A 10120-nucleotide genomic window follows, 5' to 3' on the forward strand; every position below is an offset into this window, starting at 1 on the left:
GAACGTTTCTATTCGTCATCTCCCCGTGTGATTTCCTGTCGGCAAGCGCGCGACTGTCCGTGCGCGGGGGACATGGGGAGAACACGAGTGAACGTGCAGCCGATACGCGGCCGCGTCCGCACCGGCCTGCCGGCCCTGCTGCTGGGTGCGGCCCTTCTGCTCACCACGGCGTGCAGCAACGGCGGCGGCGCCGGCAGCGGCGGCGGTGGCGACAACGGCAAGTCCGGAGGCGGCAACGCGGCCAAGGCCAACACCGAGGCCTCGAAGGCCGTGGTCGGCGTCAAGCCGGACGACGGGGCCAAGGAGGTCGCCACCAGTGGCGTCCTGAAGGTCACGAGCACGGGCGGCAAGCTGACCACGGTCACGGTCGCCGACACCAAGGGCAACGCCGTCGAGGGCAAGCTGACCCCCGACGGCGCCGCCTGGGAGCCCGCCCGCAACCTGGCCGCCGCCACCGAGTACAAGGTGCACGCGGTCGCCAAGGACGAGGCCGGCCGCGAGTCCGCCAAGGACACCACCTTCACCACCCTCACCCCGCAGAACACCTTCGTCGGCCACTACACCCCCGAGGACGGTTCGACCGTCGGCGTGGGCATGCCGGTGTCGATCAACTTCACCCGCGGCATCACCAACACCGAGGCCGTGGAGAAGGCCATCACGGTCACCGCCGAGCCCTCCGTGCCGATCGAGGGCCACTGGTTCGGCAACGACCGGCTCGACTTCCGCCCGGAGAAGTACTGGGCCGCCGGCACGAAGGTCACCGTGAAGCTCGCCCTCGACGGGGTCGAGGGCCGCCCGGGGGTCTACGGCAAGCAGACCCGTACGGTCACCTTCACCATCGGCCGCTCCCAGGTGTCCACGGTGGACGCGACGGCGAAGACGATGGAGGTCCGCCGTGACGGCCAGGTCATCAAGAACCTGCCGATCACCGCGGGCGCCCCGGCGACGACCACCTACAACGGTGAGATGGTCATCAGCGAGAAGTACAAGGTGACCCGGATGAACGGCGCCACCGTCGGCTTCGGCGGCGAGTACGACATCTCGGACGTCCCGCACGCGATGCGCCTGTCGAACTCCGGCACCTTCGTCCACGGCAACTACTGGGCCTCCTCCAGCACCTTCGGCTCGGAGAACGTCAGCCACGGCTGCGTCGGCCTGGAGGACGAGCGCGGCGCCGGGGACCCCAACACCCCCGCGGCCTGGTTCTTCAACGAGTCCCTGATCGGCGACGTGGTGGTCGTGAAGAACTCCAAGGACAAGCAGATCGCCCCGGACAACGGCCTCAACGGCTGGAACATGGACTGGGCGGAGTGGAAGAAGTAGGCGGATCGCCCCGCTGATCCGGTGGCCCGGTGCTGTGACCCACAGCACCGGGCCACTTCTCGTTAACCGCCGCTAACCTTCCCCGTATGACCCTCTCTCTCGAAGTCTCCGAAGGCGTCGGCACCATCCGCCTGGACCGCCCGCCCATGAACGCCCTGGACATCGCCACCCAGGACCGGCTGCGCGAGCTCGCCGTGGAGGCGACCGACCGCGCCGACGTGCGCGCCGTCATCCTCTACGGCGGGGAGAAGGTGTTCGCGGCCGGCGCGGACATCAAGGAGATGCAGACGATGGACCACGCGGGGATGATCGCCCGGTCCCGCGCGCTGCAGGACGCCTTCACGGCCGTCGCCCGGATCCCCAAGCCCGTCGTCGCCGCCGTCACCGGCTACGCGCTCGGCGGCGGCTGCGAACTCGCGCTCTGCGCCGACTACCGCATCGCCGCCGACAACGCCAAGCTCGGCCAGCCCGAGATCCTGCTCGGCCTGATCCCGGGCGCGGGCGGCACCCAGCGGCTGTCCCGGCTGATCGGCCCCTCCAGGGCCAAGGACCTCATCTTCACGGGTCGCATGGTCAAGGCCGACGAGGCCCTGGCGCTCGGGCTGGTGGACCGGGTCGTGCCCGCCGCCGAGGTGTACGAGCAGGCGCACGCGTGGGCCGCGAAGCTCGCCCAGGGGCCGGCGATCGCCCTGCGCGCGGCGAAGGAGTGCGTGGACGCCGGCCTGGAGGCCGACATCGACACCGGCCTGACCATCGAACGCAACTGGTTCGCGGGCCTGTTCGCCACCGAGGACCGCGAGCGCGGCATGCGCAGCTTCGTCGAAGAGGGCCCGGGCAAGGCCAAGTTCGTATGAGCGCCGTCGTGTGAACCCCTGCGGGTGGTTTAGCCAGGCCTTAAGGCAACCTTAAGGCGAAGGGGTTGATCGACGGACGGTGATCGGTCCTCAGCGGATCGTCACCGCAGGTCAACGCCGCCCGGTGGGTGGTCGGTTGCCCCTCGCATATGCCGGTGCGCCCCCTCGGAATCCTCCATTCCGAGGGGCGTATTCGCGCGGAACGGCCCGGCCGGGCGCGGCGGCCGTCCATGATGGGTGCATGGCGGGCCTGGAGGGTGTGGAACAGCCGCGGCAGCGCGGCAGCGCTATGGCCGTACGGCTCACGGCGGCGGTCGAGGACGAGCAGGGCCTCAAGGCGCTGGAGTCGTACGGGAACCCGGCGGAGGCGGAGGTGGTCCTGCCGTCCATGCCGGAGTCCGCGGGCACGGCCCGCCGGCTCGCCCAGAGCGTGGTCGTCCGCTTCTGGGGGCTGTCGCCGCAGATCGCCGAGCACACCGTCCTGCTGGTCTCCGAGCTCGTGGGCAACGCCGTCCGCCACACCGGGGCCCGGTCCTTCGGGTTACGGATGCTGCGCCGCCGCGGCTGGATCCGCGTGGAGGTGCGCGACCCCTCGCGCGGGCTGCCGTGTCTGATGCCGGTCCACGAGCTGGACACCACCGGCCGGGGGCTCTTCCTCGTCGACAAGCTGTCCGACCGCTGGGGTGCCGACCTGCTGCCGCGCGGCAAGACCACCTGGTTCGAGATGCGGGTCGCGGACCGCTGACCCCCGAAACGCCAGAAACCCCCTGTCGCCGAGGTGGGGCGCTGCGGGGGTTTCATGGGCGCCGAGGACCGGTGGGGTGTGTGGTCCTCGGCGGTGGACTTCGCTCGGGTCAAAGGGAAGCCGTGGTTCCGACTATGGCAGACGCGGGCCCAAACGCCAAAAGTCCCTACTCGGACATAAGTGTGCATATCCTAAGAGTTTTCATCTAAATCTTAGGTGAGGTGGGCCACTCACCTCGTAATCCATGAATGACTATCCACCGCTCTGCGTAATTCGTTGATCGCATAGCGGACGAGCCCGCCCCGGGGCGCCACTACCGAAGGTCCCAAAATGGGTCAATCAATACCTTCGAGGGCGTTCGCCACTTAAATGGGCAGGTGCTCTGTTATCCAGACCGCCGTACCGCCCTGCGCGCCACGGCGGCGGTCGCCGCCGGTGCCCTCACCGCGGCCTGCGGCACGGGTGGGGGCGGCCCGTCGGCGTCCCGGCCCGCCCAGGCCGCCCCCGTCAAGCCGGAAGCCGCCGCCCCCGCCCCGGCCCCCGCCCCCCGCCGGTTCCCCGGGCAGCCCGTCGAGATCGCGCACGGCCCGCGCGACCACCCGAAGGTCGCCCTCACCTTCCACGGCAACGGGGACCCCGCCACCGGCCGCGCCGTGCTCGCCGAAGCGGAGAAGGCGGGCGCGCGGGTCACCGTCCTCGCCATCGGGACCTGGCTCGACGACCACCCCGACATGGCCCGCCGGATCCTCGACGGCGGCCACGAACTCGGCAACCACACCCACCACCACCTCGCGATCAACGCGCTCCCCGAGGCGGAGGCCTACGCCGAGATCACCGGCTGCGCCCAGCGCCTCAAGCGCCTCACCGGCTCCATCGGCACCTGGTTCCGCCCCTCGCAGACCCAGAACGCCAGCGCCCTCGTCCAGAAGCTGGCCCAGCGGGCCGGCTACCCGCACGTCCTCTCGTACGACGTGGACTCCCTCGACTTCACCTCGCCCGGCGCCGCGGCCGTCATCCGCAACGTCACCGGGACGATCCACGGCGGATCGGTGGTGAGTCTGCACTTCGGCTACGCGGACACGGTCGACGCGATGCCTCCCCTCCTCGAAGAACTCGCGCGCCGCAAGCTGCGCGCGGTGACCACCACGGAGCTGCTGACCCCATGACGACCACCCGCCTTCCCCGGAAGGCCACCGTCCTGCTGGCCGGTCTGGTCCTCGCCGCCCTGGCCGGCTGCGGATCGGGCGACAAGGCGCCCGCCGAGGCGCTCGGCTCCAAGGGGCCGGCCGACCCCGTCAAAGCCGTGCCCGCCGTACCGCAGGGGCTGGCCGGGATGCCCCCGGTGCTGGATCCGGCCGACGTGTACGCGGCGGACCGGCCGAACAAGCTCTCCCCGGTGGTCAAGGACTTCCCGTCGCGCGTCTACGTGCCGAACACCAACTCCAACACGGTGTCCGTCATCGACCCGGCCACCTACAAGGTCATCGACACCATCCCGGTCGGCGTCCAGCCGCAGCACGTGGTGCCCTCGTGGGACATGAAGACCCTGTGGGTCAACAACAACCGCGGCCACACCCTCACCCCCATCAACCCGGCCACCGGCGAGGCGGGGGAGCCCGTCGAGGTGCACGACCCGTACAACCTCTACTTCACGCCCAACGGCAAGTACGCCGTCGTGATGGCCTCCATGGACCGCGAGCTGGTCTTCCGCGACCCCCACACCATGAACCGGGTCAAGACCGTCCCGGTGACCTGCTTCGGCGTCAACCACGCCGACTTCTCCCTCGACGGCCGCTACTTCATCGTCAGCTGCGAGTTCTCCGGCGAGCTGCTCAAGGTCGACACGGAGAAGATGGAGGTCATCGGCCAGCAGAAGCTCCCCTTCGAGGGCGCGATGCCGCAGGACGTGAAGATCTCGCCCGACGGGAAGACCTTCTACGTCGCCGACATGATGGCGCACGGCATGTGGGTGCTCAGCGGCGACAAGTTCGACGTTCCCAAGCTGCTGCCCACCGGCAAGGGCTGCCACGGCCTCTACGTCAGCCGCGACTCCCGCGAGATGTACGTCTCCAACCGGGGCGAGGGCAGCGTCTCGGTCTTCGACTTCAAGAAGAACCAGCTGACGAAGAAGTGGGAGCTGCCCGACGGCGGCAGCCCCGACATGGGCGGCGTCTCGGCCGACGGCAAGGTGCTGTGGCTGTCCGGCCGCTACAACTCCGAGGTCTACGCGATCGACACCACCACCGGCAAGGAGCTGGCCAAGATCCCCGTCGGCAGCGGCCCCCACGGCCTGGCCGTGTACCCGCAGCCCGGCCGCTACTCCCTCGGCCACACCGGCATCTTCCGCTAGACCCGCCCGCCCCGCACGGGAACGCGACGGCGTCCCGGGAGCCCGCCCGCGGCTCCCGGGGCCCGTGGGCGGGACCCGCCCCCGCTACGGCTACCCTGAGCCGGTCAACAAGCACCAGGAAGGGGTGGCCCAGTGGCGGACATCGACAAGGCACGCGAGACGTTCGACCGGTTCGACGCGAACGGCGACGGCGTCATCACGGCCGACGAGTACAGCGCGGCCATGAAGGCGATGGGGGACGCGTTCGTCACCCCCGCGGTCGCCGACGCGATCATCGCGGCGAAGGACCTCAACGGCGACAAGCTGCTGAGCTTCGACGAGTTCTGGGCCGACCTGAACAAGTAGGCCCGAGCCGAACGGCGCCGCGCCCGCCTCCGTCCCGCCCGCCGGGGCGGGGGCGCGTCAGGCCTCCGCTGCGGCGCGCGTCATGTCCTCGACCTCGGCGAGGGCCTCCTCCAGCCAGCCGAGCCAGAAGCCCTCCAGGGCGATGCCCCCGTGCAGCACCAGCCGGCGCAGCCGGTCCGGGTCGGCGTCGCGCCCCGGCGGGAAGTCCTTCGCTTCGATGGCCTCGTACTCCGCCAGCTGCGCCCGGTGCAGCTCCAGGTGCCGCCGCAGCTCCGCACCCAGCCCCTGCGGCCCCACCACGGCCGCCGCCCGGATCCGCAGCAGCAGCGCGTCCCGCATCGGCTTGGGGTCCTGCCGCTCGTCCACCCAGCGCGCCAGCTCCGCGCTGCCGCCGGGCAGCACCTCGTACCGCTTCTTCTGCCCGCGTACGGGCACCTCGCTGGGCAGCGCCCGGATCAGCCCGGCCTCCTCCAGCCGGCCCAGCTCCCGGTAGATCTGCTGGTGCGTCGCGGACCAGAAGTAGCCGATCGACTTGTCGAACCGCCGCGTCAGCTCCAGCCCCGACGAGGGCTTCTCCAACAGCGCGGTGAGAATGGCATGAGGCAGCGACATCCCGCCATCCTAGGTGTGGGCAACCGCCCGCCCCCGGTGTGGGCAAAGGGTGGGCACACCGGAACCCCGCCCCGCGGCCCCGACCCCGCCCAGCCCGGGCACGGCTTCGCTCACCCCAGCGTGCCCAGCTCCTCCGGCGTCCGTGGCCCCGGAACGCCGTCCGGCAGCATCCCCTTGGCCCGCAGGAACGCACCCACCACCGGCGCCCACGCCATCCGCAAGCCCGCCGACGCCAACAACTCCGGATCCGACAGCAGGACCCCGGCGGCCCCCACCCGGACCCCGGAGGGCGTGAGCACGGCCGCGTCGTCCGCCCAGCGGACCGCCAGGTCCACGTCGTGGGTGGCCATCACCACCGTCGTCCCCGCCATCCGCAGCCCCGCCAGGACGTCCAGCAGCCGCTCCTGCCCGTCCGGGTCGAGCCCGGCCGTCGGCTCGTCCAGGATCAGTACCCGCGGCGCCATCGCCACCGCGCCCGCGATCGCCGCCCGCTTGCGCTGCCCGTACGACAGCAGGTGCGTCGGCCGGTCGCGCAGGGCGGTGATGTCCAGGGCGGCCAGCGCGGAGTCCACCCGCTCGCGGACCTCCGCCTCCGGCAGCCCCAGGTTCATCGGGCCGAAGGACACGTCCTGCTCCACGGAGGCCGCGAAGAGCTGGTCGTCGGGGTCCTGCACCACCAGCTGGACGGCCGTGCGCAGCCGGGTCAGCCCCCGCCGGTCGTACGCCACCTCCGTCCCCGCCAGCCGCAGCGCGCCCGACGCGGGCCGCAGGCCCCCGCTCAGCAGCCGCATCAGCGTGGTCTTGCCGCTGCCGTTGCGGCCCAGCAGCACCAGCGCCCGCCCCTCGGCGATCGAGAAGTCCACCCCCGACAGCACGGCCGGCCCGTCCTCGTACGCGTACCCGGCGCCGACCAGCTCCACCAACGGGGTCACAGCCCCAGCTCCTTCAGTACGAGGGTCCCCGCGACCAGACCGGCCGGCAGGGCGGCGGCGGCCGCCAGGAACCGCCGCGACAGCCGCGCCGGCGGGACCAGCACCCGCAGCGCGCCGTCGTAACCGCGCCCCGCGAGCCCCTCCTGGAGCCGGGCGGCGCGGTCGAAGGCCCGGACGAACGAGGTCGCCGCGAGCCCGGCCACCGAACGCCAGGCGGCGGCCCGCCCGGCCTGCCCGAGCCGGGCCGCCTGCGCCCGGCGGACCTGGGCCAGGGAGTCCAGCAGCAGGAAGCCGATCCGGTACATGACCAGGGCGACGTCCACCACCGGCGCCGGCACCCCGGCCCGCACCAGCCGGGGCAGGACGTCCGAGACGGGGGTGGTGAAGGCGAACAGCAGCACCCCGAGGGAGCCGGCCGAGGTGCGCAGCAGCAGGTCCAGCGCGTGCCGGGGCCCGTCGGGAGCCGGCGCGAGGAACCCGTCCGGGCCGCCCACCGACACCAGCAGCGGCAGCGCGCCGGTGACGCAGAACCCCAGCGGGACCCGGAAGGCGCGCCACAGCTGCCGCCCGGGCACCCCGGCGGGCCCCAGCAGTACCGCCAGGGTCGCCGCGGCCACCAGCGGCCCGCCCGGCCAGGGGGGCAGGCACACGGCGGTGAGCGTCAGCCCGAATCCCAGGAGGGCCTTCTCCAGCGGATGCCGGCCGCGCCAGCGGCTGGAGTGCGCCGCGACGTCGATGGGCAGCACCGGCTACGGCTCCCGCGCGGGCTCGGCGGGGGCCTGCGCCCCGGCTCCGGCCGCCGTCTGCGCGAGGGCCTGCGCCGCGCCCTGGCGGCGGCCCTTGCGGACCCCGAAGTAGTACGCGAGGACGCCCGCGCCCAGGGCGGCCTGGAGGGCGAACAGCGCGGACTCGACCTCGCCCGACGGGGGCTCGTACAGCGGGGAGAACCAGGGCTTGTAGTCGGGCTTCAGCTCGGTGATGGCCGACTCGGCCTGGGCGTCGGCGCCCGCGAAGGGTTCCTCCTTGCCCTCGCCGAGCCCCAGCGCGAGCGGGAGCACGGCCAGCGCCGCCACCAGGAGCAGCAGCAGGGTGTTGATCTTGGCGTTCCTGCTCATCGGGCGGTCGCCTCCTGCCCGGCGGGCTTCCCGGTCAGCTTCGCGACCCCGAGCCGGACCAGGTCGGACTTGCTGGACTGCGTCAGCAGCCGCATCACGAGCACGGTCAGCAGCCCCTCGCTGACCGCGAGCGGGATCTGGGTGAGGGCGAAGATGCCCGCGAACTTCTCCAGGGAGCCCACGAAGCCGCTCGACGGGTCGGGGAAGGCCAGCGCGAGCTGGACCGAGGTCACGCAGTAGGTGACCAGGTCGGCGAAGAAGGCGCCGAAGAAGACGGTGACCATCAGCGGGGCGCCCGACCCGCGCAGCAGCTTGTAGACCGCGTACCCGGCCCAGGGGCCGGCGATGGCCATCGAGAAGACGTTGGCCCCGAGGGTGGTCAGTCCGCCGTGCGCCAGCAGCAGGGCCTGGAACAGCAGGGTGATCGTGCCGAGCACCGCCATGATGGGCGGCCGGAAGAGGATGGCGCCGAGTCCGGTGCCGGTGGGGTGCGAGCAACTTCCCGTCACCGAGGGGATCTTCAGGGCGGACAGGACGAACGTGAACGCACCGGACGCGCCGAGGAGCAGCGTGCTCTCGGGGTGGGACTTCACCTCGCGGGTCAGCGCGCGGACCCCGTGGACGACGAACGGGGCGGACGCGGCGCCCCAGGCGGCCGCGTGCAGCGGGGGCAGGAACCCCTCGGCTATGTGCATGAGTTGGGAGACCTCTCCAGCACCTCGTGGATGGACGTACGCGCCCCGGCCGGTCTCCTGGCTGACGGGTACTGCCGCCCCGGCTCCGCCTTCCCGGGTCCGTACGGTCTCCCGTGCGGTCCCAGTGGCTCCCGCGAGGGGTGGAGCTGGACTTCCCGATCACAGTGGCGAGGGCCGCACCGGTTTTCCACCGGTTTCCCGAACACCAAGGCCAGCTGACCCTAGTCGCCCGCACGGACCGGTATCAACCCGGACCGATCCGGCCGATCGGATGGCTCGATTCCACTTGGCCCCCCGGACGGGCGCGGCGCACTGGCGAGCCAAGCGGCCGGCCCGCAGGGTGGGGGCGTGGCCGCCTACGACTACTCCGACCTGTCCGCCGTCTTCGTCAACTGCACCCTCAAGCGCTCGCCCGAGACCAGCAACACCGAGGGTCTGATCTCCCGGAGCCGCGCCGTCATGGAGTCGGCCGGGACCCGGACCTCGCTCATCCGCGCCGTCGACCACGACATCGCCACCGGCGTCTGGCCGGACATGACCGACCACGGCTGGGAGAGCGACCAGTGGCCGGTGCTCTACAGCCGGATCATGGACGCCGACATCCTCGTCCTGTGCGGCCCGATCTGGCTGGGCGACAACAGCTCGGTCATGAAGAAGGTCATCGAGCGGCTCTACTCCTGCTCCTCGCTGCTGAACGAGCACGGCCAGTACGCCTACTACGGGCGGGTCGGCGGGGCGCTGATCACGGGCAACGAGGACGGCGTCAAACACTGCGCCATGAACGTCCTCTACAGCCTCCAGCACCTGGGCTACGCCGTCCCGCCGCAGGCCGACGCGGGCTGGATCGGCGAGGCCGGGCCCGGACCCTCGTACCTGGACCCGGGCTCGGGCGGCCCCGAGAACGACTTCACCAACCGCAACACGACGTTCATGTCGTGGAACCTGATGCACCTCGCGGCGCTCCTCAAGCGCGCCGGAGGCGTCCCCGCGCACGGCAACCAGCGTTCCGAGTGGGACGCCGGCTGCCGTTTCGACTTCCCGAACCCGGAACACCGCTAGACGAGTAAGTCCGAAGTCCTGGTCAGTGGTCGTAGGCGATCAGTGATCGTGTGATCGGTGTTCCGGTGGCCCGGTTGTGCCAGATCGCGG

The 10120-nt window shown here is 71.7% G+C and carries 12 protein-coding genes and 1 riboswitch; of the genes, 7 read left to right on the top strand and 5 right to left on the bottom strand.

The window, feature by feature from the left end; translation table 11 throughout:
- Positions 1 to 87 precede the first annotated feature (87 nt).
- The 6 genes from ACZ5NJ_RS29895 to ACZ5NJ_RS29920 all read left to right on the top strand — a co-directional run bounded on the left by ACZ5NJ_RS29895 (position 88) and on the right by ACZ5NJ_RS29920 (position 5617).
- Complete coding sequence (locus tag ACZ5NJ_RS29895; protein ID WP_468768821.1) at positions 88 to 1323, top strand: L,D-transpeptidase; 1236 nt, start codon at positions 88 to 90, stop codon at positions 1321 to 1323.
- A gap of 86 nt (positions 1324 to 1409) precedes the next feature.
- Positions 1410 to 2177 carry an enoyl-CoA hydratase/isomerase family protein gene (locus tag ACZ5NJ_RS29900; RefSeq protein ID WP_468768823.1) on the top strand — a complete coding sequence of 256 codons (768 nt, stop codon included), beginning with the start codon at positions 1410 to 1412 and terminating at the stop codon, positions 2175 to 2177.
- Positions 2178 to 2313: 136 nt separating this feature from the next.
- A complete protein-coding gene (locus ACZ5NJ_RS29905; RefSeq protein WP_468768825.1) occupies positions 2314 to 2922 on the top strand; it encodes an ATP-binding protein in 609 nt (202 codons plus the stop codon).
- 377 nt (positions 2923 to 3299) lie between these two features.
- A complete protein-coding gene (locus ACZ5NJ_RS29910; protein WP_468768827.1) occupies positions 3300 to 4088 on the top strand; it encodes a polysaccharide deacetylase family protein in 789 nt (262 codons plus the stop codon).
- Positions 4085 to 5272 (top strand): YncE family protein, encoded by a 1188-nt coding sequence (locus tag ACZ5NJ_RS29915; RefSeq protein WP_468768829.1) that lies wholly within the window; start codon positions 4085 to 4087, stop codon positions 5270 to 5272. The genes ACZ5NJ_RS29910 and ACZ5NJ_RS29915 overlap by 4 nt, the downstream gene beginning before the upstream one ends.
- Before the next feature lie 132 nt (positions 5273 to 5404).
- Positions 5405 to 5617 carry an EF-hand domain-containing protein gene (locus tag ACZ5NJ_RS29920; protein WP_079429874.1) on the top strand — a complete coding sequence of 71 codons (213 nt, stop codon included), beginning with the start codon at positions 5405 to 5407 and terminating at the stop codon, positions 5615 to 5617.
- Between the two features lie 57 nt (positions 5618 to 5674).
- Here the strand turns inward: ACZ5NJ_RS29920 and ACZ5NJ_RS29925 are convergent, their stop codons facing one another.
- From ACZ5NJ_RS29925 to ACZ5NJ_RS29945, 5 genes are all read right to left on the bottom strand, one after another.
- The gene (locus ACZ5NJ_RS29925; protein WP_468768831.1) at positions 5675 to 6229 is read right to left on the bottom strand and encodes a PadR family transcriptional regulator; all 555 of its coding nucleotides are present in this window, start codon (positions 6227 to 6229) and stop codon (positions 5675 to 5677) included.
- 110 nt (positions 6230 to 6339) lie between these two features.
- A complete protein-coding gene (locus ACZ5NJ_RS29930) occupies positions 6340 to 7161 on the bottom strand; it encodes an ATP-binding cassette domain-containing protein (protein ID WP_468768833.1) in 822 nt (273 codons plus the stop codon).
- Positions 7158 to 7907 carry a cobalt ECF transporter T component CbiQ gene (gene cbiQ, locus ACZ5NJ_RS29935; RefSeq protein ID WP_468768834.1) on the bottom strand — a complete coding sequence of 250 codons (750 nt, stop codon included), beginning with the start codon at positions 7905 to 7907 and terminating at the stop codon, positions 7158 to 7160. Before cbiQ ends, ACZ5NJ_RS29930 begins: the two co-directional genes overlap by 4 nt.
- A 3-nt stretch (positions 7908 to 7910) precedes the next feature.
- Positions 7911 to 8276 (bottom strand): energy-coupling factor ABC transporter substrate-binding protein, encoded by a 366-nt coding sequence (locus tag ACZ5NJ_RS29940; protein WP_468768836.1) that lies wholly within the window; start codon positions 8274 to 8276, stop codon positions 7911 to 7913.
- Positions 8273 to 8971 (bottom strand): energy-coupling factor ABC transporter permease, encoded by a 699-nt coding sequence (locus ACZ5NJ_RS29945; RefSeq protein ID WP_468768838.1) that lies wholly within the window; start codon positions 8969 to 8971, stop codon positions 8273 to 8275. Before ACZ5NJ_RS29945 ends, ACZ5NJ_RS29940 begins: the two co-directional genes overlap by 4 nt.
- 30 nt (positions 8972 to 9001) lie before the next feature.
- A riboswitch (cobalamin riboswitch) is annotated at positions 9002 to 9196 on the bottom strand.
- Positions 9197 to 9319: 123 nt separating this feature from the next.
- On the opposite strand from ACZ5NJ_RS29945, the gene ACZ5NJ_RS29950 reads away from it, so the two are divergent.
- Positions 9320 to 10030 (top strand): flavodoxin family protein, encoded by a 711-nt coding sequence (locus ACZ5NJ_RS29950; RefSeq protein ID WP_468768839.1) that lies wholly within the window; start codon positions 9320 to 9322, stop codon positions 10028 to 10030.
- The last annotated feature ends 90 nt before the right edge of the window (positions 10031 to 10120 follow it).

The sequence above is a fragment of the Streptomyces sp. NPDC032091 genome (assembly GCF_055580265.1).

Bases quoted from the DNA above. Each gene is read 5' to 3' on its own strand.
- ACZ5NJ_RS29900 (WP_468768823.1), top strand. From the start codon at position 1,410: ATGACCCTCTCTCTCGAAGTCTCCGAAGGCGTCGGCACCATCCGCCTG.
- ACZ5NJ_RS29915 (WP_468768829.1), top strand. From the start codon at position 4,085: ATGACGACCACCCGCCTTCCCCGGAAGGCCACCGTCCTGCTGGCCGGT.
- ACZ5NJ_RS29925 (WP_468768831.1), bottom strand. From the start codon at position 6,229: ATGTCGCTGCCTCATGCCATTCTCACCGCGCTGTTGGAGAAGCCCTCG.
- ACZ5NJ_RS29940 (WP_468768836.1), bottom strand. From the start codon at position 8,276: ATGAGCAGGAACGCCAAGATCAACACCCTGCTGCTGCTCCTGGTGGCG.
- ACZ5NJ_RS29945 (WP_468768838.1), bottom strand. From the start codon at position 8,971: ATGCACATAGCCGAGGGGTTCCTGCCCCCGCTGCACGCGGCCGCCTGG.